General features: G+C 52.9%; 32 protein-coding genes. 7 read left to right on the top strand and 25 right to left on the bottom strand.

Translation table 11 applies throughout. The features are described 5' to 3' along the window. Position 1 precedes the first annotated feature (1 nt). The 13 genes from BACPLE_RS12455 to BACPLE_RS12515 are packed head-to-tail and all read right to left on the bottom strand — an operon-like array spanning position 2 to position 13476. Positions 2-307, bottom strand: coding sequence for a tellurite resistance TerB family protein (locus BACPLE_RS12455; RefSeq protein ID WP_007562486.1), 306 nt, complete (start codon positions 305-307; stop codon positions 2-4). A gap of 16 nt (positions 308-323) precedes the next feature. After that, on the bottom strand, positions 324-4112 hold the full coding sequence (locus BACPLE_RS12460; protein WP_007562488.1) for a hypothetical protein: 3789 nt from the start codon (positions 4110-4112) through the stop codon (positions 324-326). 21 nt (positions 4113-4133) lie between these two features. Beyond that, on the bottom strand, positions 4134-4598 hold the full coding sequence (locus BACPLE_RS12465; RefSeq protein ID WP_005798248.1) for a hypothetical protein: 465 nt from the start codon (positions 4596-4598) through the stop codon (positions 4134-4136). A 1-nt stretch (position 4599) separates the two neighbouring features. After that, positions 4600-8247 carry a hypothetical protein gene (locus BACPLE_RS12470; protein ID WP_007562494.1) on the bottom strand — a complete coding sequence of 1216 codons (3648 nt, stop codon included), beginning with the start codon at positions 8245-8247 and terminating at the stop codon, positions 4600-4602. Then, entirely contained in the window at positions 8244-8450 is a 207-nt protein-coding gene (locus BACPLE_RS12475) for a hypothetical protein (protein ID WP_007562496.1), read from the bottom strand. The genes BACPLE_RS12470 and BACPLE_RS12475 overlap by 4 nt, the downstream gene beginning before the upstream one ends. A gap of 38 nt (positions 8451-8488) precedes the next feature. After that, positions 8489-8977, bottom strand: a complete 489-nt coding sequence (locus BACPLE_RS12480) for a hypothetical protein (protein WP_007562497.1) — start codon at positions 8975-8977, stop codon at positions 8489-8491. A gap of 3 nt (positions 8978-8980) precedes the next feature. Further along, the gene (locus BACPLE_RS12485) at positions 8981-9556 is read right to left on the bottom strand and encodes a hypothetical protein (RefSeq protein ID WP_005798256.1); all 576 of its coding nucleotides are present in this window, start codon (positions 9554-9556) and stop codon (positions 8981-8983) included. Beyond that, positions 9553-9879: a hypothetical protein gene (locus BACPLE_RS12490; protein WP_224205180.1), complete on the bottom strand. Its 327-nt coding sequence runs from the start codon at positions 9877-9879 to the stop codon at positions 9553-9555. The genes BACPLE_RS12485 and BACPLE_RS12490 overlap by 4 nt, the downstream gene beginning before the upstream one ends. Continuing rightward, positions 9845-10324, bottom strand: a complete 480-nt coding sequence (locus tag BACPLE_RS12495) for a hypothetical protein (protein WP_007562503.1) — start codon at positions 10322-10324, stop codon at positions 9845-9847. Before BACPLE_RS12495 ends, BACPLE_RS12490 begins: the two co-directional genes overlap by 35 nt. A 28-nt stretch (positions 10325-10352) precedes the next feature. After that, complete coding sequence (locus BACPLE_RS12500) at positions 10353-10742, bottom strand: hypothetical protein (protein WP_007562505.1); 390 nt, start codon at positions 10740-10742, stop codon at positions 10353-10355. Between the two features lie 15 nt (positions 10743-10757). After that, positions 10758-11222 carry an N-acetylmuramoyl-L-alanine amidase gene (locus tag BACPLE_RS12505; protein WP_007562507.1) on the bottom strand — a complete coding sequence of 155 codons (465 nt, stop codon included), beginning with the start codon at positions 11220-11222 and terminating at the stop codon, positions 10758-10760. 6 nt (positions 11223-11228) lie between these two features. After that, positions 11229-12428: a BACON domain-containing protein gene (locus BACPLE_RS12510; protein WP_007562509.1), complete on the bottom strand. Its 1200-nt coding sequence runs from the start codon at positions 12426-12428 to the stop codon at positions 11229-11231. A gap of 7 nt (positions 12429-12435) precedes the next feature. After that, positions 12436-13476, bottom strand: a complete 1041-nt coding sequence (locus BACPLE_RS12515; protein WP_022199168.1) for a head maturation protease, ClpP-related — start codon at positions 13474-13476, stop codon at positions 12436-12438. 203 nt (positions 13477-13679) lie between these two features. Here BACPLE_RS12515 and BACPLE_RS12520 point away from each other — a divergent pair, with 203 nt between their 5' ends. The 5 genes from BACPLE_RS12520 to BACPLE_RS12540 are packed head-to-tail and all read left to right on the top strand — an operon-like array spanning position 13680 to position 19023. Further along, on the top strand, positions 13680-14123 hold the full coding sequence (locus BACPLE_RS12520; protein WP_007562513.1) for a helix-turn-helix domain-containing protein: 444 nt from the start codon (positions 13680-13682) through the stop codon (positions 14121-14123). A gap of 11 nt (positions 14124-14134) precedes the next feature. Beyond that, on the top strand, positions 14135-15667 hold the full coding sequence (locus BACPLE_RS12525; RefSeq protein WP_007562515.1) for a hypothetical protein: 1533 nt from the start codon (positions 14135-14137) through the stop codon (positions 15665-15667). A gap of 21 nt (positions 15668-15688) precedes the next feature. After that, positions 15689-16114: a phage protein Gp36 family protein gene (locus BACPLE_RS12530; RefSeq protein ID WP_007562516.1), complete on the top strand. Its 426-nt coding sequence runs from the start codon at positions 15689-15691 to the stop codon at positions 16112-16114. Positions 16115-16126: 12 nt separating this feature from the next. Then, a complete protein-coding gene (locus BACPLE_RS12535) occupies positions 16127-17479 on the top strand; it encodes a phage portal protein family protein (protein ID WP_007562517.1) in 1353 nt (450 codons plus the stop codon). A 38-nt stretch (positions 17480-17517) separates the two neighbouring features. Beyond that, positions 17518-19023, top strand: coding sequence for a toxin glutamine deamidase domain-containing protein (locus tag BACPLE_RS12540; protein ID WP_007562518.1), 1506 nt, complete (start codon positions 17518-17520; stop codon positions 19021-19023). Here BACPLE_RS12540 and BACPLE_RS12545 read toward each other — a convergent pair. Continuing rightward, positions 18985-19233 (bottom strand): hypothetical protein, encoded by a 249-nt coding sequence (locus BACPLE_RS12545; RefSeq protein ID WP_007562519.1) that lies wholly within the window; start codon positions 19231-19233, stop codon positions 18985-18987. The genes BACPLE_RS12540 and BACPLE_RS12545 overlap by 39 nt on opposite strands. Positions 19234-19301: 68 nt before the next feature. Here BACPLE_RS12545 and BACPLE_RS12550 point away from each other — a divergent pair, with 68 nt between their 5' ends. Next, positions 19302-19925: a hypothetical protein gene (locus BACPLE_RS12550; RefSeq protein WP_172772470.1), complete on the top strand. Its 624-nt coding sequence runs from the start codon at positions 19302-19304 to the stop codon at positions 19923-19925. 4 nt (positions 19926-19929) lie between these two features. Beyond that, the gene (locus BACPLE_RS12555; RefSeq protein WP_007562523.1) at positions 19930-20391 is read left to right on the top strand and encodes a hypothetical protein; all 462 of its coding nucleotides are present in this window, start codon (positions 19930-19932) and stop codon (positions 20389-20391) included. On the opposite strand, the gene BACPLE_RS12560 is transcribed toward BACPLE_RS12555, so the two are convergent. The 11 genes from BACPLE_RS12560 to BACPLE_RS12610 all read right to left on the bottom strand — a co-directional run bounded on the left by BACPLE_RS12560 (position 20374) and on the right by BACPLE_RS12610 (position 26841). Continuing rightward, positions 20374-20643: a hypothetical protein gene (locus tag BACPLE_RS12560; protein WP_007562525.1), complete on the bottom strand. Its 270-nt coding sequence runs from the start codon at positions 20641-20643 to the stop codon at positions 20374-20376. The genes BACPLE_RS12555 and BACPLE_RS12560 overlap by 18 nt on opposite strands. 110 nt (positions 20644-20753) lie before the next feature. Then, a complete protein-coding gene (locus tag BACPLE_RS12565; RefSeq protein WP_007562527.1) occupies positions 20754-21416 on the bottom strand; it encodes a DUF3164 family protein in 663 nt (220 codons plus the stop codon). Between the two features lie 18 nt (positions 21417-21434). Beyond that, on the bottom strand, positions 21435-21632 hold the full coding sequence (locus BACPLE_RS12570) for a hypothetical protein (protein ID WP_007562529.1): 198 nt from the start codon (positions 21630-21632) through the stop codon (positions 21435-21437). Next, complete coding sequence (locus BACPLE_RS12575) at positions 21619-21804, bottom strand: hypothetical protein (protein WP_007562531.1); 186 nt, start codon at positions 21802-21804, stop codon at positions 21619-21621. Before BACPLE_RS12575 ends, BACPLE_RS12570 begins: the two co-directional genes overlap by 14 nt. A 6-nt stretch (positions 21805-21810) precedes the next feature. Then, positions 21811-22233, bottom strand: coding sequence for a hypothetical protein (locus BACPLE_RS12580; protein WP_007562532.1), 423 nt, complete (start codon positions 22231-22233; stop codon positions 21811-21813). Between the two features lies 1 nt (position 22234). Further along, the gene (locus BACPLE_RS12585) at positions 22235-22468 is read right to left on the bottom strand and encodes a hypothetical protein (protein WP_007562534.1); all 234 of its coding nucleotides are present in this window, start codon (positions 22466-22468) and stop codon (positions 22235-22237) included. 18 nt (positions 22469-22486) lie between these two features. Next, positions 22487-22957 (bottom strand): DUF4406 domain-containing protein, encoded by a 471-nt coding sequence (locus BACPLE_RS19905; protein WP_007562536.1) that lies wholly within the window; start codon positions 22955-22957, stop codon positions 22487-22489. Continuing rightward, complete coding sequence (locus tag BACPLE_RS12595) at positions 22957-23178, bottom strand: hypothetical protein (RefSeq protein WP_007562538.1); 222 nt, start codon at positions 23176-23178, stop codon at positions 22957-22959. Before BACPLE_RS12595 ends, BACPLE_RS19905 begins: the two co-directional genes overlap by 1 nt. Further along, complete coding sequence (locus BACPLE_RS12600; RefSeq protein ID WP_007562540.1) at positions 23159-23821, bottom strand: AAA family ATPase; 663 nt, start codon at positions 23819-23821, stop codon at positions 23159-23161. Before BACPLE_RS12600 ends, BACPLE_RS12595 begins: the two co-directional genes overlap by 20 nt. Continuing rightward, positions 23818-24699 carry an AAA family ATPase gene (locus BACPLE_RS12605; RefSeq protein ID WP_007562542.1) on the bottom strand — a complete coding sequence of 294 codons (882 nt, stop codon included), beginning with the start codon at positions 24697-24699 and terminating at the stop codon, positions 23818-23820. The genes BACPLE_RS12600 and BACPLE_RS12605 overlap by 4 nt, the downstream gene beginning before the upstream one ends. A gap of 36 nt (positions 24700-24735) precedes the next feature. After that, positions 24736-26841, bottom strand: coding sequence for a hypothetical protein (locus BACPLE_RS12610; RefSeq protein WP_007562544.1), 2106 nt, complete (start codon positions 26839-26841; stop codon positions 24736-24738). Positions 26842-26850: the final 9 nt, after the last annotated feature.

Here is a 26850-nt window from a genome sequence, read left to right on the forward strand (position 1 = left end):
CCTATCCCTCTATCAGTTTTACAACTTGTGAATAGCACCCCGGGGTAAGCCCGGAAACCGCTTCCTTTATCAATACCGCGTCTTCCGCCGTTATATCAATTTCCCCGTCGGCATCCATTATCTGTATGCACAGGCGGTATGCCCGTAATTTCTTGTCGGCATCCGTCTGCTGGTTGCCACTCGGGCGGATCCCCGTCCCGTTGAACAGGCATTGCGCTACAATACGGCCGACAATTTGCATCTCACCATTGATCTGCAACGGCAGGCCGTCAAAATCCTTGAAACTGTCATAAAAATTCACTTTCATATCTCAACCGAATTTGTTATATGTGTGTCATGCCCACTACAATGCCGTTAACCACCTCAAGATTGTAGTTCGTGGACATGCCGAATTCACCTTTTATAGTCCATCTAAAATTTCCGCTCACCCCTTTCCTGTATGTATAAGTACCGTCACTGCCAAGCGTCCAGCCCGTGCCGTAATTGTTCGAAAGCATATCATTACTGTACACGGCACCGTTCACATGGACGCCGCCGTCAAAATATCCGGCATAGGTGTTGGCACTTATCGGATAGGTCAGCCCATCCGATTTGCTGGAGGCATAGATGGCGGCACCGCCCATATTGGAACCGACGGCCTTCACTCCGAACCGCCCCTGGGTGGCCGCGTTGAAAGCCACATCCACGATGCCTTCCATATCTGACTGCGACACGCCGAGTTTCAGGCTGCGCGAGTCATTGCCGAAATAGTCACCGGCTTTCCAGTACAACCGCCCGTCGTCAAGTGTAAAGCCACCGATCTTCCCGTCATCGGCATATATGGTTCCGTAAACCTTGGCATTCCGGGTTTCGATGCTTCCATCCTTGAGTATTTTGAAATATCCGTTGGCGGTGACCGACCCCTCCAGTATAATCTCGTCACCGGTAAGCTTTATCTTGCTGACGCTCCCACCGTCCGCCCCGGTCCCTTCCACGCTCACACCGATAAGGGCCACCTTGCCGGTGCTATCCTGCGCGTACAGGCCGGAGCCCTCCGGCTTGATCACCAGCCCGGTCTCTTTCAGCGCCTCACCGTCCTTGTCGAACACGGCGGCCGAAATCTTCACCAGCCGCTCGCTCTGCTCGAACAGCGTGCGGTACTTATAGGCCAGTGCGTCCGCCTTGTTGGTGCTGAACACCAGCAGCGAAATGTAAATCACGCCCGTAAACGACAGCTTGAAGTCGCCCGTGCCGTTCCATAGCCCGTCCAGCGTGAACATCTTCTCACCGCCCACGGGCAGGTCTTCTTCATGGCCGAACATGTTGAAGTTCTCAAATCCGGTCTTGTCAGCACCCACAAATTCTATTTTCAACCTTCCGGCCTTGATAACCCGGTAGCTGAACGACAGATACACCACGCCGGGCACCCGTTCGCCCTGGCTGTTCGTCTGCCGGTACTCCGGTACCAGACGGAAGTCTTTCAGTCTTTGCATGATGTAATTGTTCCGGATATAGGCATAAGGCACCTTGCCGTCGGTCCGTATCTCGGCATGCCCGTCCGGCTTTGTGCCGTAAGGGCCTCCGTTCGCCCAGATCCAGCGTCCGCCCAGGGTGAACAGCGTAGCCTTGCTGCCCGTCTTCCATTTGTCCATGCCGTCGGCAAAACTGCTGTTGTCCAGATAGCTCTGGTCTTCGCGTATTTCCTTGCGCAAGCTTTCCACGGCCGAATGGATTTTGCCTTCGGTTATCTCAAACCGCGTCAGGATGTCCTCGCCGGTCATCAGCACAAACGTGCCCTTCAGCCACACGTTGTCAGCATACAGGCCGTTTCCCTTCGGTTGGTTGTCTGCCGGGAAAGCGCTGCTCTTGATGCCGTCCAGCTTACCCAACCGACAGCGCAGGCAGCCGTTGAAGTTCTTGGCCTTCACCCCGTCCAGAATGTCGATACGGGGCTGCCCGTCCTCCGTGGCCGCTATGGAGATAAGGTTCTGCCGGAGCGGGTTTTCCGTGTTGCCCATCAGCACGCACTCATCACCTGCCTCCGGCTTCACCCCGCCAAACTCGCTTACCGGGACCAGTACCCCGTTGGCTATCACCGAGGCCACCTCCACCCAGTAGGATTTTAGCCGGGTTCCGCCTGTAACGGCACAGCGCATCAGGTCATGGGCCACAAAACCCGATTCCTGCTCAAACACGATGCGGTAGTTGTCGCCCTGCTTCACCACGTCCTTGATTTTGCCGTTGGCTGCCGACACCACCAGCTGCCCACACACGCTGCGGGCCTTCTCTATCAGCAGTTCCAGTGCCACCAGGCTTTGCCGGGCAGTCACTTTGTCCACCGTCAGGTTCGTCAATCCGGTCAGCTGGTCAATCCAGAGTTGCCAGCCCTCACCGGTCAGCCCGTCCACAAACTCCGTGCTACGCAGCAGTTCGCGGATCACGGCGGTCAGGTACTCGGCATTGCCCTCACCGTCCACGCTGCCGCAGGGCTTGCCACCGGAAGCCTCGCCAAATGTTACTCCCTTCAGAAAGCGGATGGGTTCTTTGGCCGTATCCGGCTTGCTCTTGTTCAGGAACTCTTTCTGGCTGCGCCTGGCTGAAAACAGGTTGTTGTCCGTGGGCAACGTCTTGTCCCAACTCCGTATGATGTCCGGAAGGGCTGCGCCTTCCGTCTTTGATTTCGTATAACTCTTCAGCGCACCGATGCTGTCCGTCACCTTGTCAAACTTGCCCACCTGCAACGCATCGCTTATCTCGATGTCCATCTGCCCGGGTTCGTTCACCTTGCGGCTGATTCTGGTGATACGGCTCTGCCGGTAGCCTTTTTCCGGAAAATACTTCCGGCTCTCCAGCTTCACCCGTCGGCCCACAAACAGGTCGATGCCGTGCTCCTCTATATACACAGGGTCCGTCGGGGCCTTGTAGGCGGCAATGTCCAGCCAGTACTCCTTGTTGTACTCGTCCACCGCAACCGCAAACTCCTCTTCGGCCAGCCGGTAATACTCATCCGGCATCCGGATGTTCCACAGGATATAGGTGTCGCCTGCCCGCGGCACCAGCTTGCCGCCCGGCAGCTGGGTGTCGTCATCGTAGGGCCAGATGGTGATCAGTTCGAATTCACGTGCCGCGCTGTCGTAGTTCACCTCAAAATAGTGGTCGTCACTCTCCCCGAGTCCGGCCAGGTCGCCAGTCTGGAACGACACACGTTTTGTCTCACCCGCCAGCTCGTACTGGTTGGGGTCAAAGTCCAGTTCCCCGTCCCGGAAATAATAGACGGTGAATTTGTTTCCTTCATCGTCTGCCACCTCCTCGCTGCGAACCGAGCTCACCGTACCGACCCGACGGGGGAAGATGCCGCTGAAAGCATCCTGCTCGTAATGGTCATAGATGCCGTATTCCTCCACGCCCTGCTCGATGTACTTCCTGCCGCCGGGAAGCATCAGACGCGGGCTGCCGTATTTCTCCGCATCGATGTTGCGGGTCGAGCCTACCGGGAACAGGCGCGTATAGAATTTGGCCGTGTTGCTCGTATCTCTTTCCAGGGAGGTCAGCCCCTTGCCATAGCCAAGGGTGATTTCTTCCCCGTGCTCGCAGCGGCACACGTTCACAGTCTGCCCCTCAACCCACCATTCCACCTTGCCGCCTGCCTTTTCCGCGATGGCTTTCAGCGCTTCGTCGCAGTACATCCCCTCGTAGTCTATCGTAATCAGCTCCGTACCTTCCACCGTACCCGTCTTCCAGTCGGTAATGTGGCCCATGCCGTCATTGATAGCCTTCACCACCATCGCCACATGCTCGCGGGGCGTGGCCGTCAGGGTAAACAGGGGGTTGGTGTCCCCGTCCGTCGTCTCCAGCACCAGGAACCGCTTGATCAGGCTCTCGATACCGTACAGCTTCAGGTTATACTCCCATTCACCATCGCTCACCTGCTTCGGCGTGTAGCGTTCTGTCAGCCAGTACCGTTCGCCCAGATAGTCCGTGTAGTCGTTCACGTCCAGGGGCAGGAAGGCATAATAGCTGAACGACAGGGAAAGCACATTGTCTCCCTGCACTTCCTTGCTTTGCGTCGAGCTGTCGTTCACGGCCACATCCGCACGCTTGGTTCCGGCTTTATCATATATCGTTAGAAGCATATTCTAATAGCGTTTGAATGGTTATATAATCGGTTTCGGTTCCCGGAACTTTACCCGGAACTTTCCGGCATGCACACCTTCCGTCCACAGATAGGTCAGCGGGGTGAACTTCGTACAGTCGGCATACTTCACCCGCAGCTGCAGATCCAGCTGGGGGAAACGGATCTCCAGCCAGCCGTCCTTCCCTTGCTTCAGGAAATTCACAAAGGCAAAGTACTGCTTCATCCAGCCTGCCTGGGTCTTGTTGTAAAGCGCAAAATGCAGCGTCACGTCACGCGCTTCATTCCGTGGGGTCAGCACGGGGCTGTATTTTTCCCCGTGCTCTTCCCGTATGTCCACAGCCGTATCCTTCTTGGCCTTGCTCGGGGTCAGGATGGCCGTCAGGTTCTCCATGCCCCCGCGCCGGTCTTCCACCAGGAACACGCCGTATTCCGTCCAGATGTCCGTGCCGTTCACCAGCACCAGTCCGCTCAGTATATTGCCCATATCACTTCACTTTTAGTCCGTCACGTATCATTTTCTTTATCACTTCCTTCAGTTCGCCCAGGTGTCCGGCGCTCACACCGGTGTTCTCGGCTATCCGGGCCAGATGCCCTTCAGCCGTGTCCATCTTCTCCACCACGCTTTCCAGCCGGTCGTCCATGCTGCTCCAGTGCTGCAGCCCGCCGGTGAACATGCCCTCCAGCTTCGTGCCCTGGTCCTGCGTCATGGCCGTAAAGCCGCCCGCTTTCGCACTTTGGCTCGTACCGCCCTGCTGCGTCTTGTCATAACCGGTGGCTGCCGCCAGGTTGTCACGCAGGGCAAGGGCTTCATCCATATACTGCATGTACTCTTCCATCAGCGCGTTCCGTTCCGCCTCGGTCAGTTCGTTGTCCTCCATGGCCTTGCCGAACTTCTCCCACCAGCCTTTCAGTTTGTCGCTGTACATCTCACCGATCTTGTTGCTCAGCATCGCCCGCATGAAGTACTCGGATATATCCTCCGCCGCATCCTTGGCACCGTACTTCATGTTCATCAGGTTGTCGATGAAGCTGCTGTACATACCGTCGAACGAAATGCCCGTCAGCCCTTCATACAGCTGGTCGGTCAGTTTCTCCAGCTTGCCGGCCTGGTCTATGTAGTCATCCAGTTTCTCGGTCAGTCGCCCGCCATAGCCTCCCTTACCGGTATTCTGGATTTGCGTCCACATATCCACGTTGCTGCGCAGTGCCTTCATTTCCTCCGGGCTCAGGCTCCACAGGTTCCCGTCCCACTGGCGGCCGATCTGTCCGCTCAGTTTGTCTATCTGTGCCTGGTTGAAACCGCCCCAGTAGTAGTTCCAGCTGTGGTGACTTCCGCTGTAGCGTGCCTGTTCCTTTGCTATCTGCAGATAGTTTGCATTCGTTTCTTTTTGGTATTTGTAAGCATCCCGGTAAGCTTCCACCGATTTTGTCCCCTTGCTTGCCTTAATGGTATCGGTCAGGTCTTCGATGGAAGTCTGCAGTTTCTCGTTCCGGTCCGTAAGACGGTCTATAGCCGCCTGCACTTCCCTGGCGTTCCCGCCGATGCCGAACAGTTTGTTGAAACCTCCGAAAGACACCGTGTTCAGCAGTCCTCCGATACCATTCACAAGGGAACCGCCTATCTGTTTGAACAGGTCTCCGCTGAGGATATTGTCGAGTATTCCGGTTATCGCATTGAAAATGGTATCTATCAATGATGAGATAATCGGGCCAATACCGTCTTTCAGCAAATCCAGTATGGAGAGAATGGCCGATATGATTTGTCCGATGACTCCGGCACTTGACAGGGTTTCGGACATCCGGCTGATGGCATCGCCGACCTTGCCTCCGATATTCAGTTTTGAAAGACCGGTAAGCATGTTCTGGATTCCTTCAAATGATCCCTGCAAGGTTCCGCTCGCAAAGCCGTGCAACCCGTCGGATACCATGTTCAACCCGTCAACCGTGTCCCGGGAGGCACTTTTCACCTCCCCGGCAAGCGCCTTCATTTCAGAGGTGGCGTTCAGGTATTCTTCGTCAGCTGAAATGCTGGACGATTGGGCCATTTGAAGAGCGATTTTAGTACGTTCTATTTCTGCCTGGTTACCGCTTTCAAGAGCCTTGTTGTAATCGGTCTGCGCTGCTTTTAACCGAATGAATGCCGCTTCCTGCTGCAGTTCCGCATTTTGCACGCGTGTTACGGCATCCCCCAAAGCGTGCATCTGCGTTTGCAGCCGGGCAAAATCCAATGTCCCGTTGCCACCGGGGAGCATGCTTTGAATCCGTTCGATGGCATCGTAAACGACCTGCTGGTCTGCGGCTCCCGTTTTTTTGAACTCATCCGTCTTGACATACTGTTTAAGCTCGCCAAGCAGGTTCTTCATCTGGTCTGCAAGCAGACCGGTCAAATCCCCGAACGCTGCTCCCCAGTCTATCTTCTGGGTAAGGGCTTCCATGTCCACTTTGTGCACAGCCGCATCACGCTGCTTCTCCAAAGTCAGCCTTTCTCCCTGGGACTGTGCCTTGCGGATTTTCTCGGCATATTCTTCAGCGATGGCCAGTTTCTGCTGCTGGAAGGTCCCGTATTCCTTCAGATAGTCACGCATGGCTTCCGCCTCTTCCCTGTACACGTCCGCCTCCGCTTTTTTCCTTGACTCGGTGTTTGAGGCACGGGCTTTTTCAAGTTCATCCTGTTGCTCCCGGGTAAGTCCGTTATCTCCGGTGGAAAGACCGGCTTCCTTGTTCTCACGCTTCCAGTCGGCTTCCTGCCGGTTTATCTCTTCTTTCCGGGCGTTATAGTCATATTCGATTTGTGCCAGTTTCTTTTCGGTACCGGCTTGCATACGGTCTATCTCTTCCTTCCGGTTCTCGGCCTGCAGGGCGGCAAGATCCTGCGCCAGCCTGCGCTCTGTGGCAAGCCGTTGCTTGGCTTCCGCTTCCGGATTCTTCCCGGACTGTTCGGGGTCGGTATGTCCGCCGATATTTCCTTTTTTGGCTGCTTCTGCCGCTTTCTTTACCTCTTCCTCCGCTTTTTTCAGATAACCGTCGCGTTTGTTTTCGGCATTTTTCAACAGTATGTCATAAGCTTCCTGATCATGTTTCTTAATGGCAGCCTGTGCATCATAGAACTGCCCGGATTCTGCCATGCTTGACTGTATGATATATTGTCCCCATTTCCCGAAAAAACCCATGGCGCTTTCCGCCTCTTCCGGTTTCTGCGCCTTGATTTTATTCACCTCTTCATCGGCTTCTGCAGCTTTTTTTACAAGGTTCTGGACATTGGCCTGGTGCAGCAGGACCTGTACATAGTCCTCGCTCTTTTGGATAAGGGTATCATACCATTCGGAAAGTGTTTTATAATACCCGAAAGATTCCCCGTACTTGCGGTTCAGTTCCTCTACCTTCGCCTTTTCCTGTTCCTTGCTGCCGGTGAAGTTCTTTATTTCATCGATGACCGATTTCAGTTCGAAGCGGGTACGCACCATCTGGGCACGGCCGTCCTTCTCTATCTCGGTCATTTCCTTGACTGATACGTTGAATTCATCCACGCCTTTTTTGGCACTGAACAGGTTTTTCGTCCAATCCCAGATTTCATCACCGTACATTACCAGCAGCATGATGCCGGTGGTCATGGCCGTCTGCCAGGAAAAGAGCGAGGACAGGACCTGTTTCCATACCGGTGTGCCTTTCTTGCCTGACTTCTGCAGCTCATCATATTCCTTACGGGCACGGGCCAGTTCGTCCGTAAAAATCGGCAGGTTGTTGGATATGGCCAGAAAGAACATCTGCGGTCCCATGGCCAAAGAAGGCATTTCACGGGCCATCTGCTGGATGCTGTTGTGAAGCCCGTTGAACTGGCGCTGTGCATTGGGCATGTCTGCAGGGGTGACCTGCACGGATTCCGATTCCTCCTGCAGCAGTTTCAGTTTGCCGCGCAATTCCTCAAGCTGCTTCTCCAGTGCATGGATCTGCGCGATATTGGCACTCTGGTCCAGATTGGGGGCAGCCGTCTCCCCGGCAAGGCGCAGCCTTTCCAGTTCAGCCTCCAGCAGCCTGACGGTATTACGCAGTTCCAGCGCCTCACGTTCGGCCTTGTTCATGCCGGGCGTGAGTTTGTCCTTCATCAAAAATTCAACTTCTACAGGTTTGCTCATTCCAGTTTGCTTTGAAAAAATCCTACTATATCGTTCGCTTCATCCTCGGCGCTGTGTTCCGGTCTGGGAGCACCGTTTCCGCCGCCTTGCTTTTTCCGCACATACCGCGGCGCGTCGCTCAGCATCATGATCAGCGTCTGGTAATTCACCCCATCAAGGATGTAATCCACGCTCCAGCCGGTCGCCGATGCAATCTGCCACACGAAGCCGAAAGGGCTATGGGAACCTTCATACCGGGTTCTTAACTCCCCTTCCTTGCCTGGCTCAGTCTCGGAGTCATCGGGTTCGCCCGCGCTGTCGAGCTGATAATACGCATAAAATCCTTCGTGCCCATCAGACGCTCGAATGTTCGGAACATGGCCGTCAGATAACGCCACTCCACAAAGTTCCGCAGTACCCACGCTGTCACCCCGATGCCCACGTGCCGCGACACGTATCCCCGGCATACCATATAGGCCAGCAGGCGGCTCACAGCCTTACCATGCTCCGCCACAAAGGCCAGTTCCTCGGTCTTGTCCTTCGGTTGCCAATCGGGTTTGACACCCGTCTTCAGGTATTCCCGCGCCAGCAGAATCTGACCCCGCAGCCTCGGACGCTTCATCGTCACACGCACCTCCACCGGGCGTTTCAGCCACGGAAGCTTCCACCTTTTAAGAGGTACGGACACGCCGCTGTCAAGCAGCGCGTCCGCACACTCCATCTCTATCAGTTGTTCCAAACGGTCAGCCATACGTTAGCCCTCCTCACTTTGGAGCGATGCTGCAGCCGCGGCTTCCGCCGGCGGCAGCTTGTACTGCCCCCACTCGTCCGGTATTGCTTCCGTATCGAACACGCCGTAAGGCTGCGAACCGTCCTCCGGCATCGCCACTTCGAGCGTAACCTCTATCTTGGAGGTTTCTGTAAGGGTCAGCTTGCCTGCAGGATTGGAAAGCAGCGTGGCGTTGGGAATCAGTACGCTCTGTCCGGACACGAGGGAGAGTTCCCATGGTCCCTGCATGACAAGCACCTCCGACGGGGCTGTCCAGCCGATCGGAGTTTTCTTTTCCGAGTCTTCTTTCTTATAATGCAGGCTGCCGCCAAGCAGTTTGTGCAGGTTCGAATAGTTCATCTGGATCACATTGAACGTCGGGGCGATGCCGCCGTTACTCTGTGGGATGACCAGCACCGGGGCACCCTGCACCTGTTCGGCCTCGATCTTCGCGGCCTCGGGTTTCTTGCCGCCCAGGTCAAACGAGTTCTTTTCAATATACCCGATTGTGAAATCCTTATACTTTACGGCTCCTATGCCGTACATGAAATTCTTGTTCATCGTTTATAAAGTTTGATGGTTAATAACACACCGGCCAATAAGCCGGCCAATACACCTGTGATAAACGTCCGCATCCGGTTCGGAGGGCGTTTTTCTACTGTTTGAACGTCATTTGAAATTTCGCTCTTGGTTTCGCTACGGATGCGCGCCAGCTCTTCTTCATACCATAGCACCAGCTGTTGCAGACTGTCACACGAGGCTTCGGCCACGATGTTCCCGCTGTCGTCGCTGCCTACGGTCAGATTCGCCTGTCCGCTCTTGCCACGGTACACGGCACCTTCAGGAAGTTTACGGAGGCTGTCCGCAGGTATAGACAGCTTCACCGAACTCGCCGGTATACCCGCCATCACCAGTCCCGCCCGTCGGCTTCCGCTCGCGCTGTCGGTGCTTGCCGATTCCGTCTGTATCTTCTCCACCGTCGTGCTCTTCCTGCTGCTTGCGCAGCCCGCCAAGCACAGGACAGTCATCATGATGGCGGCAACTGTTGGCAGTGTCAATGGCCTTGCGCAGTCGCGCCATTTCGCGCTTGTTGGCCTGCAGGTCTTTTCTTGTTGCATTCAGTTCTTCTTTTAAGGGTACCACAATATTGCTCACCAAAACGCGGGTGGCATGTTCTGCGTTATCCACACGCACACCCTCTGCGTCGGCTTCGGCTTTCATCGCTTCCGCTTTCGCTTTCCTCACCGTAGCACGCAGGGAACCGATGGCTGCTGCAGTGCCCACAAGGCCGCCGCTAAGAATAATGTTCATGATCTCGCTAAAGTCCATACCACCCGTTTTTTAGTCAGTCAACCTTTTATTCTGCTTCCTCGCGTTTCTTTCGGAATAGTCCGATAACCCATTGCACCAGTCCCGTGTCGGCTACCCCATTGGCTACAAGTGAGGCACCAAAACCATAGAGCAAGGCAATGTCCCAGCTCACATCACTCACAAATCCGGCATCAAGCCACCACAGTAGCATCGCGCACACCAAGCCCACACACCAGCTCACCAGCTGCGTCACCCAGCCTTTCATGTTGGGGAACAAACCTTTCAACCCTTCAGTAAGCACCACCACACCGCCGACGAAACCGGCAAAGGTGCCAATCATTGCGTCATAGTCCGTTGCCGGAACATCGGCCCCTTGGGCCATCACAGCCGATACTGTTCCCAGCATCAGCATCATAAACAGCATAATTCGTTTCATTGATTGCTTCTTTTATTATTGGTTAATACCTATTTCTTTCAGCCATTTCTGTACATCGAAACTGGGGCAGGCTTTGGCCGCCAGCTCGTTGTGTCCCACAATGCGCACATCCGGGAATCTGCGATGGAAGTCCTTCACATACTTCTCCAGTGCCTTTTTCTGGCAGCCGGTGCGGGTGTCCTTCGGGGTCTTGCCGTCCTTGGCCACACCGCCGGCATACACAATGTGGCGGCTCACGCTGTTGTACCCCTTGGCTCCGTTGGTCACTTCCCAGGGATCCACCTGCGCATCCTCGTTGTTGTTCACCAAGCGTTCCACACCGCCCTGCAGGTGGAACAGGTCGGTGTAGCCCACCTGTTTCCAACCTCTGCCACCCTGGCTTACGGGCGAAGTGTGCCACTTCCGGATGTCCGCCGATGATACCTCACGCCCCTCCGGGGTTGCCGTACAGTGAATTACCAGATACTTCAATTTTGCCATACCATCTTATCCTTTCTGGTTTTGGGTAATGGTAATCTTGGCCGTCTTGCTGCGGTCGGCATTGAGCGTAAGGGTCAGTGTACCGGTTTTCTGACTGCCACTGTTTGCACCGGCCGAAATCTTCACGCCTTTATCCGTCGCTTCCACCTTGAAGCCGGCAGGGGCACTGCCTATCTCATATTCTCCGCTGGCGGTCACGGTCACTTCTTCACTGCCACCGGTTGCCTCAAGGGTCACACTGGCAGGGTCAACTGAAATCTTCTTCTCGCTCGCCTTGAACACGGGGTTGCTTCGCTTGTCCAGCACCACCACTTCTTCACCGAAGGCAATGTTCGTGTCAGCCTTCATCAGCATCTTGAAGAAGTACAGTTCGCTCGCGTTCGAGATCTTGTCAATCTGAATCACGTCTTCATCGTCCTGCAGGTTCACAGCCGCAAACAGGTTGCCGCCGGCATCGGGCGAACAGAGGGTGCACACAATCAGATCATCGGGCCAGGCCGCAAGCGTCTCAATGGTAATGCCCTTGTAGCGACGGGCATTCACATCGGTTTCGCTCGTGTTCTTGGACTCGCGCTGGGTCAGCTCGTCATCATACTTGTCAAAGTCGTTCACGCTCATCAGAATGCGGAGGTCCGGGTTGTTGCGGATGGCCACGGGAATCTTCGCACGCATGGCTTTCAGTCTGCCCAGCATGGTCGATTCTGCGCTGTCCACCACAATCACCTCAGTATCCTTGGCCATCTGGGTCAGGATGCCGTTAAACAAGTGGTCGTCATCATCCCCATATTCACCGTTCACATAGTGGTCACCCAGTTCAAACTGTACCCGCTTGGCCAACTCGGCAAGCAGGGCGTTCTGCGCTTCGGGCGGAAGTTCCGAGAATACCAGGTTGCCCTTCGGCTGCCATTTGCGCCAGATGTTCTCGAACGTGCGGGGGTTAAACACCGTAAAGGCCATGAAGTCCACCGGGTCAAGACTCTTTTCGTCGTAGTTGAAGTTGCCCTTCGAATCCTCCACGCCGGGGTTCTCCTTGCGCTTCTGGAGCATCTTGCCGGTCTTCAGGCGCGGCAGGCTGATTTTCTTCTCCACACCGGGAATCACCATGATCAGCCCCTTTTCCACAATCTCATTGCTCGTAGCGGCAAGCGTCAGCAACTGTTCCAGTACCTCGCCGCTGTAATTCGTGTTTCTTACAATTATTGCCATAGTTCAATCACTTTTTACGTTTGTCCTTAATTTCTCGCATACGCCTGTTCCAGGGGCTTTCTTCACCATTCGGTTCCAGATGCAGGTCTTCCATCACACGGCGCTTTACCGGCAGTTGGGCCAGGGCCTTTTCGCCGTTCTCGCGGTCATTGGCCAAAAGGTTTTCGTAGATGGGGCGGGTAGTCGCATCAATGCGACCGTCCTGCTCGGCTGCGTCAAGCAGCTGCTTGCGGGCGGCAAGGTCTTCGGCTTCAGCCTTGTCTTCGTAGGTCTTCACCTTGGCCTTCAGGTCGGTGTTCTCTTTCGTAAGGATAGGTACCTTGCCTGCCTCTTCCTCCAGTTGGTCCATCAGGCGGAACACATCCGCATCACTCGCGCAGTCCTTGAAGCGCGGGCGTTTCTTTACGTCTTCCAGATTCATGTCTTCTCTGTTTTTTTGTGGCTCAACGAGCCGGTTATTGAATAAAGTATATATCTGCGCCGGTGTACTGTCTGCCGGCACGGGGTCTGCATCATAGATGTCGTCTATGAAACCAAGGTCCAGGGCTTCCTTGGCGGTCAGCCAATGGTCCTCGCCGTCAAAATAGGTCTGTTTCACTTCTTCCTTGCTCATGCCCAGCCGCTCGGCATAGATTTCACTCAAGCTGCCTTCCAGGCTTTCTATCTCTTCCATGCAACGCTGCAGGTCCTGCTTGTTGCCGTAACACCCGCCGCTCACACTGTGCAGCATCAGACGGGCATATTTGCTCATTTCTACGGGCTTGCCGCAAAGGGCTATCACACTGGCCATGCTGGCGGCTATGCCATCCACATAAATGCGGATGTCGGCCTGGCTATGGCGCAGGGCGTTGAATATCGCAATGCCGCTGTACACTTCCCCGCCGTTGCTGTTGATACGCACATGGATGCGTCGGCTCACGCGTTCGGCTTCCATCAGTTCCTGGGCTATGCGCCCGCTTTGCACCTCCGTATAGTCTCCGATGTCCCCGTACAGGAATATCGTACTGGTGCCGTCGTCACTCGTTGTAATATTGAAAAATCTGCTCATCGTCATGTCTTTACCAGCGGTTTCCCCGCCTTTCGATGGTGCGAAAATAGAACATTCCCATGGCACCAAGAAACCGCGTCCGCATCATAACGTTTTCTGGCGTTATCATAACGCTGTAACCCGTCATCATGCGTACGCGCTTTTACAAACCCCGCTTTTTCATGCAATTTTGTAACGTGATTTACAACTAAAAAGGACGATTTATGGCAGATTTGACGAATGCCCAGAAAAAGGAATGGGCAAAAACTTTGTACCTCAAGGAAAACCTCACACAGCAGGAAATCGCCGACCGGGTGGGCGTGTCACGGGTGTCCGTGTCCAACTGGGTACGGGCCGGGAAGTGGGAGGAACAGAAGGTGGGGCTTACGCTCACAAGGCAGGAACAGGTGGCTAACCTCTACCGGCAGGTGGCCGAAATAAACAAGGCCATCGCCGAACGGCCCGAAGGGGAACGGTTCCCCTCATCCAAGGAGGCTGACATCCTCGGGAAACTGTCGGCGGCCATACGCAACATGGAGCAGGAAGTGGGCATTGCCGACATCATCAGTGTCCTCACCGGGCTCATCGACTGGGTACGGGCGGCCGACCTCGAAAAGGCAAAGGAAATTACACGCCTGGCCGATGCGTACATTAAAGACAAATTATAAAGGGATAGACAATGAAACAGACTGACAGACTCGCTCTCCTCGATTGGGAGAAGTACAAAGAAGACATCGCAAGGGCTACACCGGTCGATAGGAACATGACGGCAGCCGAACGGGAAAAACACCGGGAATATCTTGAGAAACATCCCATAGAATGGATCAAGTTCTTTTTTCCGAATTATGTCAAATATGAATTTGCCGACTTCCAGAAAAAGGCTATCCGGCGGATCATTGCACACGATGAATGGTTTGAGGTGCTTTCTTGGAGCCGTGAGCTGGCCAAATCCACCGTCACCATGTTCATCGTCATGAATCTCACGCTTACCGGACGCAAAAAGAATGTGATTCTGACCTCCAACAGCAAGGACAATGCGGTGCGCCTGCTCGATCCCTACCGGGCCAATCTCGAAGCCAACGGACGCATCATGGCATACTACGGCAAACAGGAACTGCCGGGCTCATGGACCGAGGATGAATTCACCACCAAAGGGAAGGTCTCTTTCCGCGCACTGGGTGCCGGACAATCTCCGCGTGGTTCGCGAAACGAGGCCATACGTCCCGACGTACTGCTGGTCGATGACTTTGATACGGACGAGGATACCAAGAACCCGGACATCATCCAGAAGCGCTGGGACTGGTGGGAAAATGCGCTGTATCCCACAAGGTCCATTTCCGAACCTACACTGGTCATCTTCTGCGGAAACATCATCGCCAAGGACTGCTGCGTGGTGAGGGCGGGCGAAATGGCCGACTCCTGGGACATCGTGAACATCCGCGACAAAAACGGTTTTTCCACATGGCCGGAAAAGAACTCGGAAGAGGACATCGACCGCACACTGTCCAAAATATCCAAAAAGGCGGCACAGGGAGAATATTTCAACAACCCGATTTCCGTGGGAGAGGTATTCGAAAACATTGCATACGGCAAGGTTCCGGCACTCTCCAAATTCAAGTTCCTCGTGGTGTATGGCGACCCGGCACCGGGCGAAAGCAAGGGTAAGAAAGGCAAATCCTTCAAGACGGTTTCGCTCTGTGGCAAATTGGGTGGCAGGCTTTACGTCATCAAGACTTTCCTGGCACAGGCGCTCAATGCGGAGTTCATTGACTGGTATGTCCGGATGCTTGAATTTGTCGGGGGCAAGACCAATGTCTATTGCTACATGGAGAACAACAAGCTGCAGGACCCTTTCTTCCAACAGGTGTTCAAACCGCTGGTGGCAAAAGTACGCCGCGAACAGAAGATTGCGCTGTTCATCCGGGGCGACGAGGAGAAGAAGACGGACAAGGCTACGCGCATCGAGGCCAACCTTGAACCGCTCAACCGCGAGGGGAACCTCATCCTCAACGAGGCTGAACGGGACAATCCGCACATGAAGGAACTGGAGGATCAATTCAAGTTGTTCACCCTGACCATGCGCTATCCGGCCGACGGACCGGATGCGGTCGAAGGGGCGAACCGTATCATTGACGAACTGATCAGGCGCATTGAACCGCCCGTATTCCGATCACGGAAGGATGTAAGAAAACGGAATAAGAAAAGATTATGACAACTCTAAAACAATAGGACTATGAGCAAATTTGTTGAACTTACCGATTACGATGCGAGCATCCACCGAGACATCCTCGACGCACTGGTTCGCGAAGACGAAACGGTCATTGAGGTTTGCGAGGACAGGGCCATTGCCGAAATGCGGTGTTATCTGGGCAAACGCTACGACTGCAACAAGATTTTTGCAGCCACCGGCGAGAACCGTAACCAGCTCGTGCTGATGATGGTCATCGACATGGCGGTCTATCACATCTTCTGCATCCACAACCCGCAGAAACTTTCCCAGGTACGCAAGGATCGTTACGAACGGGCGGTGGAATGGATGAAGGCGGTGGCCGACGAGGACATTTCAATCGAAGGGGCTCCGCTGCTGCCCGAGGAACAAAGGGCGGGCAGGTCGGATTTCCGCATTCAAAGCAACCGCAAACGAACGAACCACTGGTAAAAAGCAAGCATCATGAAAAAGAAAAACAGAAAAAACAACAAAGCCGGCATCATCACCGTAGGGGGAAACTTCACGTTGCCGGGACAAAAGAGACCGAATGTGATTGTGCTCACACAGCCCAAACGCTTCGGGCTGGACATTTCCGACTACATGGCAGCCGTAAGGGTGGCCGAGAATGTCGATTTCTCGCGACGTTACAAACTTTATGACCTCTACGAGGACATTCTGATGGATACCCACCTTTCCTGTGTGCTCGAAAAGCGAAAGAATGCCGTGCTGTGCTCCAACATGGAATTCCGGGTGGACGGGAAGCCCGACGATAAAATCAACGAACAGATACAGTCGCCCTGGTTCAACCGGCTGGTGGGTGACATCCTTGATGCGAAATTCTGGGGCTTCTCGCTCTGCCAGTTCTACAAGCTGCAGGAGTGGGTGGATTATGACCTGGTACCACGCAAGCATGTGGATCCGGTCAGGGAACTCATCCTGCGCCACCAGACGGACATTACCGGCCATTCCTGGAATGAATATACCGACCTGCTGTTTGTGGGTTCACCGTCCGATTTGGGGCTGTTGGCCAAGGCTGCACCTTGGGTCATCTACAAACGTAACACTACGGGCGACTGGGCACAGTTCTCCGAGGTATTCGGCATGCCTATCCAGGAATATATCTATGATTCCGACGACGACGAGTCACGCCAGCGGGCCATGGAGGATGCGGCCAATGCCGGAAGTCTGGCGCAGTTCTTCCATGCCAAGGACACGGAACTCAAACTCACGGAAGCCGGAAACAAAACAGGGTCTGCCGATGTCTATGAACGCCTCTGCGAGCGGTGCAACAACGAAATTTCCAAACTGATACTGGGCAATACGCTGACCACCGAATCGTCCGAAAAAGGCACGCAGGCTTTGGGTACGGTTCATAAGAAAGTAGAGGACAAGGTACTGGAGGCCGACCGGAAGTACGTGCTCAACGTGCTGAATTACGACATGACGGACATTCTGCTGCGCATGGGCATCAACACCGAAGGGGGTACGTTCTGTTTCCCCGAACCGAAGGAAACGGATGCCGGTACCAAAATATCCATCCTCACGCAGCTGAAGAAGAACTTCAACATCCCCATCGACGACGACTATCTCTATGAGGAATTCGGTATCGACAAACCGGCCAATTACGAGCAGCTGAAGGCGGAACAAAAGACGGCTGAACAAGCCGACCAGATTCCAAGCCCGAAGAAGGAGCCGGAGCCAGCGAATAAGGGACGGGATGATGAACCGACACCGAAACAGAAAAGAAACTTCCGGAACTGGCTCAAAGGTTTTTTCGTGAAAGCCCCGGCAGACGGGGCAGCTTTAGACTGGTAGTCGACAGACTGTATACGGCTGATAATGGCAGCATCTCCATGGAGTTTGACTTCTCCGAAGAGGTGCTGCGGCGTGCCTTGCTGAACATATACAGCAGGGACTTTCATCCGGCAACCGAAATCGAAATCAACCTGTTCAATGAAATATGGGCAAAGATGGACAAGGCGGCAAAGGAAGGGTTCAGCAAATCCAAGGCCATTACTCCGGACGAGGATTTCAGAAATGCCATACTCCGGAACAATGCCGTATTCTCGGCATTCAAGGTACATCGTATGCAGAATGACATGGCACGACTTTTATTGGATTCAAACGGCATTTTAAAACCGTTCGACAAATGGGTACAGGAAGTCTTGCCCATTGCTTCCCATCAGGTTCGTCACTGGCTGCGGACGGAGTATGATACGGCGGTCATCCGGGCGCATCAGGCGGCTGACTGGCAACAGTTCCTGCGCGAACGCGATATTCTGCCCAACCTCAAATGGCTACCGTCCACCTCCATTCATCCGGGGGCTGACCACCGCCCGTTCTGGAATACCATCCGGCCGATTGATGACACGTTCTGGAACATCCACCGACCGGGCGACCGGTGGAACTGCAAGTGCGACCTCACTGCCACCGACGAGGAGCCGACACCACTTCCGGACGAAGACGACAAGAACAAGCCCCAGCCCGGACTGGATAACAATCCGGGAACGGACGGCAAACTGTTTTCCGACAATCATCCATATCAGGCAGAAGCCCACAAGGGTGCCCAAAAAGCGGTGGATAAACTTATGGCCCGTATTGACGAGATGATTGCGGAAATGCCGGACTACCTTACCGGGGAGGAAAAAATGGCCATTGCCCGGAACAACCTCGAAATGGAAAAGGCTCTTAAAATCAAAAAAGGAAAACCTATGGATGTGGATAAGGCGGACAAACAGAATGCAAATCCCAAACATGTGGAAGAGTATATTTTGGATTCCAAAGGAATATACCGCGATAAAAGGGGAAACAGATACCGGAAGAACAGCGATTACGATAAAAAACGGGATACTCCATACAGTATCAACTGCCAGACTTGCGCACCGGCATACGCTTTACGATTACGTGGATGGGATATTACCGCCAAAGGCAATGTCGCAGGGTCTAAACTTGAATATCTGAGTAATGGACGTGCTTTTGAAGTCTGGAAAAACACCGACGGTACTCCGGCGCAACATATAAGTATAAACAGCTGGCTTGCGCACAAAGGATACCTGAAAATGACCCCTAAAAGGTACATGGAGTATTTCAATGAGGTATGTAAGGAAGAAGGCGTGTATGAATTGTGCATCGGCTGGAAAAGTGGAGGAGGTCATGCTACAATCCTGCAACGGTTTGCGGATGGTGAACTAAGGTATATCGAACCCCAAAGCGATAATTCTGCCGGTTCAGGAATGGAATGGAAAGACGTAAAATATTTATGTGAAATAGGAGCTGCGACTTCCCACAACTGCAGGGGAGTCCTGAGAATTGACAATAAGCTATTCGATGTCTCCTTCCTCGATATTTTCGATACATGAATCGATAACGTCAAGGGATAACGGACCGGTTATTTCGGTTGCGTCTTTACCGTCATACAGATAGACGAAAGGATAACCGGTACAGGAGTCCCCCGGAAACTTGAACACATAGGCTTCCTGGCCTTCATAAATACCAAGGTATTCGAAGGTGTCACCGTATTGCTCAATAAGTACACGGGCCTCGTTCTTTACTTGTTCCGGTATATTCATAACGCATAAAAGGCATATTGGAAGCCTCGGTTGCAAAGTTATAAATTATTCTTGAATTACTGATGATTATGGACATAAAAGATTTTACGGAAATGATAAAGCGGAAACGTGACAGGCTGGACAGTATGATGCGCCGCAAAATGCCAGTCATGGTAGGACGAATGGCCAAAGACCATTTTCAGGATAACTTCCGGCAGGGTGGATTTGTCAATGGCGGTCTTCACCCTTGGCCCAAAGCCAAACGGCTGTCCTCGGGAGGTTCCGATGCCGCCAGCAATTATGGAACGCTGCTCTCCGGCAGGAAACATCTGTTCAAATCGGTCGGATATACACCTGCAGACTACCGGGTAAGGGTATTCAACGAGGTGGTCTATGCACCCATCAACAACTGGGGCGGGGAAATCGATGTCACCGTCACAGACCGCATGAGGCGCTTTGCATGGGCCAAGTTCTACAAGGCTTCGGGAAAAAGAAAAAAAACCGGCACAGGGCAAAAGAAACGCGTCAAACGACGTTCCAAGCCGAAGGAACTGAATCCGCAGGCACAGTTCTGGAGGAACATGGCGCTTACCCAAAAAAAGAAACTGCACATCCGCATCCCGCAGCGCCAGTTCATGGGCGAAAGCGAAGAATTGAACCGGCGTATCCGGGAAAAGGTGGACCAGGAAATTACCAACATTTTAAACCAATAACGATATGGACGAAATTTTTATCGCAATCATGGAACAGATTGCACAGGAAATGCCGGAACTCTCTCTCATCGACGAGGACTACGGACAATTGGAAATGGGAGCAGAAGAAGACCAGTACCCGGTCACTTTCCCTTGTGTATTAATCGGAAATACAAACTCCGACTGGCACGACCTCGGATACGGGGCACAGAAAAGCGAATCCGCACTGACCGTCCGGCTGGCCATCGATTGTTACGACGATACAAGCTACGCATCCGGCACGTATGACAAGGTGAGGGAAAGGCAGCAGCTGGCCAAGAAATTATACAAGTCGCTGCAGTGTCTGCAATGCACGGACAACGCTTCGCCGCTGGTACGCGAGAAAAGCCGTTCGTATGCCATGCCGCATTACATCAAGGTCTATGAAATGACGTTCTCATTCACACTGCACGATGAATCGGCCATGCCGTCATCTTATGGGGAATAGTTCCAGCTGGGCGGCAGTCAGACGGGGGGCTTTCACCTTGGGAACAGGCTTCAGATTGTAGTCTGTTCCCTCACGTGATTTCCGGCGGATGATGGTCATGATACGTTCCTCGGATATAAAGAATTCGCGCTCCGACAACACTTTTAAAGCATCGTCGAACCGCAACCGCTGTATTTCTGTCCAATAGTAGTAACGACGGCATAGTGCCTCGTCACGCAGCTTGATCAGTTCTTTATCCCGTCCTTTGCCCATACATTTTATTTCTCTTACAAAAATAACTGATTTCCATCTATTTTAAGAACAAAAGCGCCGCAATTATAACAACTGCGGCGCTTTCTGTTTATAGGGTTAACGGGTTTCGGCTACAAACGGCAGAAACTGGGTTCAATGCGGGTCCATACGCCGTTTTCAGGGTTGCGGCGGCTGAAGTAGTAGTTGGTGGCATTGCGCTGCACTACATTAGCTTCCTTGAACAGGCGCATGATGTCTGCATACTCTTCATCGAACTTATCTTCCAGTTCATACAGCTTTGAAATGCTCTTGTAGTCCAGGTCGCCCATCTTGTTGCGCTCCAGCAGGGTCATGGCCATCTGATACATCGGATCATCAGAACCTTTCTCGCTGTTCTGCATGTAGCGCTTCAAATAGTCAATCAGACGGTCGGCTGCCATGTCGGCTCGTTCATCGAAGCCTTTCACCTTGTTGCTTTTCACTTCCAGACGGAAGTCTCCGTCCGTAATGGTATAGCTGCGCTGTTCGTCGCTTTTCACCTGGCCGTATTCCTTCATCACCTTGGTAAAGGCATCGGCTTCTTTTTCCAGCCATCCGCGGAACCCGGTCACGGTATTCACCATCTCAAGAACGTTGGTCTTTACTTCGTGCATAAACTCACCGCGTAATGCCTCGTAAGTTTCACGACGGGCGATGCGGTCTTCTTTCTCTTCTTGCTGCAGCTGGGCCATGAGGGCTGCTCGCTGTTCTTTACTCAGGGACTTGATGTCCACACTTTGATTGTTCTTTTCCATTTTAAATCATTTTAGTTGTTAATCAGCTATTACTTTGTCATCCTTCAGCAGCAAAGCGAATGTCCTGTCTCTTTCTGCTTTGGTTTCAAACTTCTTGTATGTCTTCCAGCCACCGTTTATGCCGGTACACATCTTTATCCTCGGGCCTGGATAATCATCCTTTCGTATTATACAGAACCCCGCTTTTATCAGCTTGTCTTGGTCATCTATCCTCATAATCATCCTGCTTTTCCGGTTCATCGTCTATCAGCATGGCCTCCCCATTGGCATACGCCCAGTCGGCCAGTTCGTTGAAAAACTCCGCTGCATCCTGGTTCTCCATATCGGATGTCGTAAGGGTCACGTCTTTTCTTATACGCTCAAGCGCTTCATGTGCTTTTTTATCCATATTGCTCTATTTATCGGTTAAACCTCCTTTTCGTTGGATAGCTCGCAGTTTGATGGCCAGTTGTTCCAGCTCGGCTGTACTAACCTGAACAAAGGGCTTGCCGGCTATCCGGGGGTTGTTGCAGAATTCGTTCACCCGGTTCCAGTCGGTGGTGTCTATACCCAACTGTTGCATCAGCTTCAGGCAGACGCTGCGTTTCCGTCGCAGTTCCTCGCGAAGTTTCTGCCGCCATTCGTCTTGTCCGCTCAGTTTCTCCAGAGCAGTACAACAAACTTCATACTCCTTGGCCGTCATTTCCTTCAGACTGTCTGTCCGGTTCCACGTGTACTGCAGCACGATTTGTTTTTTGAATTCCTCCCGATCGCCCTGATAAGGCAGTTTGTTGAACAATGCATAGAACCGGGCGAAATTGGTTACTTCCTGTGCCATATCATCCTTTCACTTTTTTCTCCACTGAAAGAATTGCCAAACTTATCATCATAAGTTTTACAGACTGGCTGTCCTCTTCAAACAAATCAATATCCGCAACCACAGGCTCACCGCTCATGGTGTTCCATATTTGCTCTACCTCTTTCGTCTTCTTTTGATTCATCAAAAAGAGATACGCGTCATACTCGGAACGGTCAAATTCAAATACGACCTGAACTTTCTGTTTTTCTTCCATACATTCACTATTAAAAGGTTATTCAAACAATACTTTAATGCCACACGAACTGGCTACGTCAAGCTCCAGTTTGGCTCCCTTGCTCAGTTCCCAGTCCTTCAGCATGTAGATATAGTCACAAGCCAGCAACAGGGCAATGTCGGCCCGCATGTGGGCTCTCCAATGAGCTTCATCCGGCAATCCGTTCCTGAAAGGGTTTACAGGATCATAGCCTTGTGCCATCAGTTTCTCCTCGGCACGGCTGAAGGCTTCCTTGCGCTCATTCATATCATAGTGCGCGATGGCTCCGCTGATGTACACTTTCCCGGCACCGGTCGCTTCACCACGTTGAAAAGCCTTGTGTCGTTCCCACCGTTCCGGAACCACCACACTGTAGTTGCACGATTGGCAGCAGCAGCCTTCTTCTTTCACCGGGAACGGATTGTATCCGTAGCCCTCATACTCTTTGCCGCAGATGCAGCACACTTTCTTTTCTTCTTTCTTTTCCATCACTTCAAATCTTTAATGTTTATTTGGCAGGACGGATGCCATACCTGAATATTCCGAGCAAACATCACATCCCTGGTTTCTATCACTACGTGTCCCTTTGTCTTGGTCCTGCGCAGACGGAGGTCGCTTTGTATGTTACGTTCTACCCAATCGTCCACCACGGCCTCCGCTTCCTGTTCTTTCAGGAGTATCTGGTACAGCTTATTCTCCCATTCCATCATTCAAATAATCCTCCATATTATCGTCCTTCAATGTTTTGGCAGCACCTTCTTCCCATATCACGTAGGGCTCACCGGGCCGCTCCATAAAGCGGCTTTTGCACCAGGCTTTGAAACAGCTTACCATGATTTTCACATCGGCATCATATTCCACCTTGCGGGCGCTTCTACCTGCCGGATGAAGCCCCTCGGCATGGCTGATGAAGATAAACAGTTTCTTGGGATGACGTTCCTTGAACTCCTTGTAGGTTTTGTAGTTCAAGCCGCTGTATTGGAAGCTGTCGATAATCACAATGCCGGGACTGCCCCGGCGCTGCAGACGTTCCTCCAGCTGCTCCATCGACTCGCGGTCAAGGATAACCAACCGCTTGCGCACCTCATCCATCTTATGTCGTTTCAGACTCATCTGGAACGAAAGGCCGGTGCTTTCCTCAAGGCTGTCATAGATCACGCGTCCAAAGCCGCACAGGTACTTGGCCAGCTGCATCACAAAACTGCTCTTTCCGTTCCCGCTGGCACCCCAGATAATCCACACGCCGCTTTTGGCAGGGTTACCTATCGAGGCTTGCCAATCCCCGGTAAATTCATACCGGGGTATTTTCATGTTCAGCACCTCACCGGGGCTGTAGGCTCTTTTCAGTTTCATGCTTGCATCCTCCTTAATTTTTCGATTTCGGTATATACGCGCCGCAAGCCGCCTCCGGTGCTGTGAACGATCTTGGCAATGTCGGCACCGTCCGGGGCATTGATTTTGGCTACAATGGCAGCCTGTGCCTTCAGAAACTTTTCGCGTTCCTGCGCATCGTCTGGGGTCACCTTGCTGTAGGAGTCACCGTAGCGACTCAACATTTCGGTATAACCCACCTTCTTGCCTTCGATGGCGCGGTTGATCTTTTCCTTCAGCCCATCTGCACCCATCATATACCACGCACAGCAGCGCTCGGTGGCGTTCCACAGGGCCTTCAGTTCAAGGAAGGCTTCATACTGCAGGTCGCCGGCTTCGTCCAGAATAACCAGGGGCGTATCTATCGTGCGGAGGTAGGCTACCAAGTCCTCATACACGTCGCTGTAGCGTCCGTTGCTGGTCACGCCGAATTCCTTGGCAATGTAGCGTATCAGCTTCAACTTGGTCTTCACCTGGCTGCAGTCCACATATACGGCGTGCTTGTGCTGCTTCACGTAAGCTTTCGCTGTAAAGGTCTTGCCGATATTGGGCATATCGCACAGGATGGCGCTCAGCCCGCTTCCCTGGCACACTTCCAGCTGCTTGCTCACAAACACATAGGTCGGGGTCTGTGCTGCCTGCCAGGGCATTTCCGTACGCAGTTGTACGCCCAGTCTTCGGGCTATGCCTACCCAGTTGGCATCACTGACCTGCTTTTCATAATTGCCCCGCTTGATGGTATTGTACACACTGGGGGCTATGCCCAGTGCCGTAGCATGACGGTTGTCACTGGGGTAATTCTCACGGTCGGCGGCTATCGCTGCCACAATACGCTGCTTTACTTCATTTGTTATTTCCATTTGAATGCTGTTTTAAATTCGTTCTAACGTCGTTAATTATATCTTGGCTACTGCATCATGCTCGAAGGCACTGATGTCCATATAGGCTGAGTAATCTTCTTCCTCGGCTTGGGTAGGAAGGGGAACGGCTTCCGCCTGTACCTCTGTTATCAGCTTTGCTTCCTCTTTGGCAAGGATGCCCACACGCTTAATCTTGCCGTCCTTCATCATCTTGTCGAATTGAGCTACATACTTGGACTGTTCGGTATAGGCTGCCTTGTCGTACTCGGTCTGCTCGGCTGTATTCTCATTGTAACGGGCTACGGGCTTGCAGGTGGCGATATATCGTCCGTTCTGGTAGATATATACCTCGTTGATGGTTCCGTCGGCATCGGGCAGATAATAGGCATCTACCTTGTAGTTCCTCGGCTCCAGCTTTTCGATGATTTCCGGGCTGGGCAGTCCGTATTGGTTGTACATCACCGTGCAGTAGGTGTTCTGCCGGATGGTTGTTTCGGTGTGCTGCCCGATGAACCGGTAAAGAACGGCCTTGTCCCAAGGTGCAAGGTTCGGATTCTGGTGGGCGCAAAGCACGTCCCAACGGCTCATGCCCGGATAGCGCTTTTGGTTGGGGTGAGGTTGCGCGTTGAAGGTCTGGATGGCGCGTATATCATCGGCTACCAGTTCTTCATAGCTGTAGGCCTTCACCTTGTAGGTGTTGTTCTTTTCGTCATACACCTTCTCTTCCTTCGGGCGGTTGGCTTCCAGCTTGGCCCACCAGCGACCGATACCTACCTGCGTGCGTTTCTCCACGCCGTACTTCTTTTCGCGGTTCTTATGCTCGGCACGTTTTTCACGAGAGTTCCCGGGGTTACACCAGCGGATCAAGGGGAAAACGGTACCGGCTTGCATCAAGCCGTCGGCAAAATCACTTACCAGGTGGTGTTCCACTTCCAGCTCGGCGGGGATATACATGCCGTTCCGGTCCAGGGTCTGGAACATGTTTCGCATACAGTCCAAAAACAACTCGGTAGTCTTGTACCGGTTGTAGGCATATCCTACCACAGCGCCGCTCACCACATCGTAGGCATAATAGGCTTTCACACGGTTGCCGTCCTTCATCGGGCGAGGCAGGTCGCGGTCATCAAGACTCACCTTGCTCAATGAGAACTCACCGATGCTGCGCAAATGGTAGGGGCGGTAGGCATTGTTGAAATCCCATTGGCTCATGTGAAGCTTGGCTCTGAGGGCCTTGTTCTTGGGGTTGTTCAGGTAGTTGGCTACCGTAGCCGGGCTCAATACCAGCGGATTTCCATCCTTGTCGGTAAAGTCTGCCGGATTCAACACCTCGCCGGTTTCGGGGTCATATAGCTCCAGTTCTCCTTGTACAAATAGATTGTACTGCTCCCACACAGTGGTATTGAAAGGCTGCTCCGGTTGGGCATCGATGCTCAGCAGCAGGCGTTCAATGTCGTAGGTCACCTTCCTTCGGTTCTGGTTCATGAACTTGCGGCTGATAAGGCTTTCGTAGCCGTTGGCCTTGAAGTCATTCACACGCTTCTTGAAGCGGTTGGAACTCACAGGTAAGGTATGACCGAACTCTGCTTGATAGTAACTGATAGCTCCTGCCAGTTCGCCCCAGTTCACCGGTCCTGCCTTCATCGCCTTCCGCATAAAGGTGGCATCCTCCATGGCACGCATCACAGCTTCAATCACCGAAGCATTCACCGTATATTCCTGGATGTGTTCCGGCGGAAGGGCATCACCGTTGTCAAAGCGGAACCGGGTGTAGAATTCCCGGGCTTTCGCATCAATGTGGTAATGGCTGCCGAGCCAGTTTCTGATTATGTCCTCTTTCATATCTCCGTATTTTAGTTTTATCCTTTCCTGAAACCGCAGTGGCATGGTCGCTATCTCTACCAGTGCATAACTTCCAAGCCCCTTGCCGGGTCGCACTACGTTGATTTCTTTCTTTGCCGCTAATTTCTTGTAATTGGGTACCGACAGGATGGGAGCAAGTTCTTCTTCGGAAAGAGTGGAAGGATGAACGCCTTTCAGCGTGCGGCTTCTGCTGTAGTCAGCCTTCCCGTTCACCATCACCGGTCGGTCGTCGTAGGTCAGGTCATTGTAGGATATGCACAATATCTTTCCATAATACTCCATTTCATTTCT

Origin of the sequence: Phocaeicola plebeius DSM 17135, from assembly GCF_000187895.1 — a bacterium.
Taxonomy (GTDB): Bacteria; Bacteroidota; Bacteroidia; order Bacteroidales; family Bacteroidaceae; genus Phocaeicola; species Phocaeicola plebeius.

Bases quoted from the DNA above. Each gene is read 5' to 3' on its own strand.
- BACPLE_RS12575 (WP_007562531.1), bottom strand. From the start codon at position 21,804: ATGGATAAAAAAGCACATGAAGCGCTTGAGCGTATAAGAAAAGACGTG.
- BACPLE_RS12540 (WP_007562518.1), top strand. From the start codon at position 17,518: ATGGAGTTTGACTTCTCCGAAGAGGTGCTGCGGCGTGCCTTGCTGAAC.
- BACPLE_RS12465 (WP_005798248.1), bottom strand. From the start codon at position 4,598: ATGGGCAATATACTGAGCGGACTGGTGCTGGTGAACGGCACGGACATC.
- BACPLE_RS12510 (WP_007562509.1), bottom strand. From the start codon at position 12,428: ATGGCAATAATTGTAAGAAACACGAATTACAGCGGCGAGGTACTGGAA.
- BACPLE_RS12500 (WP_007562505.1), bottom strand. From the start codon at position 10,742: ATGAAACGAATTATGCTGTTTATGATGCTGATGCTGGGAACAGTATCG.
- BACPLE_RS12525 (WP_007562515.1), top strand. From the start codon at position 14,135: ATGAAACAGACTGACAGACTCGCTCTCCTCGATTGGGAGAAGTACAAA.
- BACPLE_RS12455 (WP_007562486.1), bottom strand. From the start codon at position 307: ATGAAAGTGAATTTTTATGACAGTTTCAAGGATTTTGACGGCCTGCCG.
- BACPLE_RS12515 (WP_022199168.1), bottom strand. From the start codon at position 13,476: ATGAGCAGATTTTTCAATATTACAACGAGTGACGACGGCACCAGTACG.
- BACPLE_RS12605 (WP_007562542.1), bottom strand. From the start codon at position 24,699: ATGGAAATAACAAATGAAGTAAAGCAGCGTATTGTGGCAGCGATAGCC.
- BACPLE_RS12485 (WP_005798256.1), bottom strand. From the start codon at position 9,556: ATGAACAAGAATTTCATGTACGGCATAGGAGCCGTAAAGTATAAGGAT.
- BACPLE_RS12505 (WP_007562507.1), bottom strand. From the start codon at position 11,222: ATGGCAAAATTGAAGTATCTGGTAATTCACTGTACGGCAACCCCGGAG.
- BACPLE_RS12545 (WP_007562519.1), bottom strand. From the start codon at position 19,233: ATGAATATACCGGAACAAGTAAAGAACGAGGCCCGTGTACTTATTGAG.
- BACPLE_RS12580 (WP_007562532.1), bottom strand. From the start codon at position 22,233: ATGGCACAGGAAGTAACCAATTTCGCCCGGTTCTATGCATTGTTCAAC.
- BACPLE_RS12565 (WP_007562527.1), bottom strand. From the start codon at position 21,416: ATGGAAAAGAACAATCAAAGTGTGGACATCAAGTCCCTGAGTAAAGAA.
- BACPLE_RS12520 (WP_007562513.1), top strand. From the start codon at position 13,680: ATGGCAGATTTGACGAATGCCCAGAAAAAGGAATGGGCAAAAACTTTG.
- BACPLE_RS12495 (WP_007562503.1), bottom strand. From the start codon at position 10,324: ATGGACTTTAGCGAGATCATGAACATTATTCTTAGCGGCGGCCTTGTG.
- BACPLE_RS12550 (WP_172772470.1), top strand. From the start codon at position 19,302: ATGGACATAAAAGATTTTACGGAAATGATAAAGCGGAAACGTGACAGG.
- BACPLE_RS12595 (WP_007562538.1), bottom strand. From the start codon at position 23,178: ATGATGGAATGGGAGAATAAGCTGTACCAGATACTCCTGAAAGAACAG.
- BACPLE_RS12535 (WP_007562517.1), top strand. From the start codon at position 16,127: ATGAAAAAGAAAAACAGAAAAAACAACAAAGCCGGCATCATCACCGTA.
- BACPLE_RS12610 (WP_007562544.1), bottom strand. From the start codon at position 26,841: ATGGAGTATTATGGAAAGATATTGTGCATATCCTACAATGACCTGACC.
- BACPLE_RS12530 (WP_007562516.1), top strand. From the start codon at position 15,689: ATGAGCAAATTTGTTGAACTTACCGATTACGATGCGAGCATCCACCGA.
- BACPLE_RS12585 (WP_007562534.1), bottom strand. From the start codon at position 22,468: ATGGAAGAAAAACAGAAAGTTCAGGTCGTATTTGAATTTGACCGTTCC.
- BACPLE_RS12560 (WP_007562525.1), bottom strand. From the start codon at position 20,643: ATGGGCAAAGGACGGGATAAAGAACTGATCAAGCTGCGTGACGAGGCA.
- BACPLE_RS12470 (WP_007562494.1), bottom strand. From the start codon at position 8,247: ATGAGCAAACCTGTAGAAGTTGAATTTTTGATGAAGGACAAACTCACG.
- BACPLE_RS19905 (WP_007562536.1), bottom strand. From the start codon at position 22,957: ATGGAAAAGAAAGAAGAAAAGAAAGTGTGCTGCATCTGCGGCAAAGAG.
- BACPLE_RS12480 (WP_007562497.1), bottom strand. From the start codon at position 8,977: ATGGCTGACCGTTTGGAACAACTGATAGAGATGGAGTGTGCGGACGCG.
- BACPLE_RS12570 (WP_007562529.1), bottom strand. From the start codon at position 21,632: ATGAGGATAGATGACCAAGACAAGCTGATAAAAGCGGGGTTCTGTATA.
- BACPLE_RS12555 (WP_007562523.1), top strand. From the start codon at position 19,930: ATGGACGAAATTTTTATCGCAATCATGGAACAGATTGCACAGGAAATG.
- BACPLE_RS12460 (WP_007562488.1), bottom strand. From the start codon at position 4,112: ATGCTTCTAACGATATATGATAAAGCCGGAACCAAGCGTGCGGATGTG.
- BACPLE_RS12600 (WP_007562540.1), bottom strand. From the start codon at position 23,821: ATGAAACTGAAAAGAGCCTACAGCCCCGGTGAGGTGCTGAACATGAAA.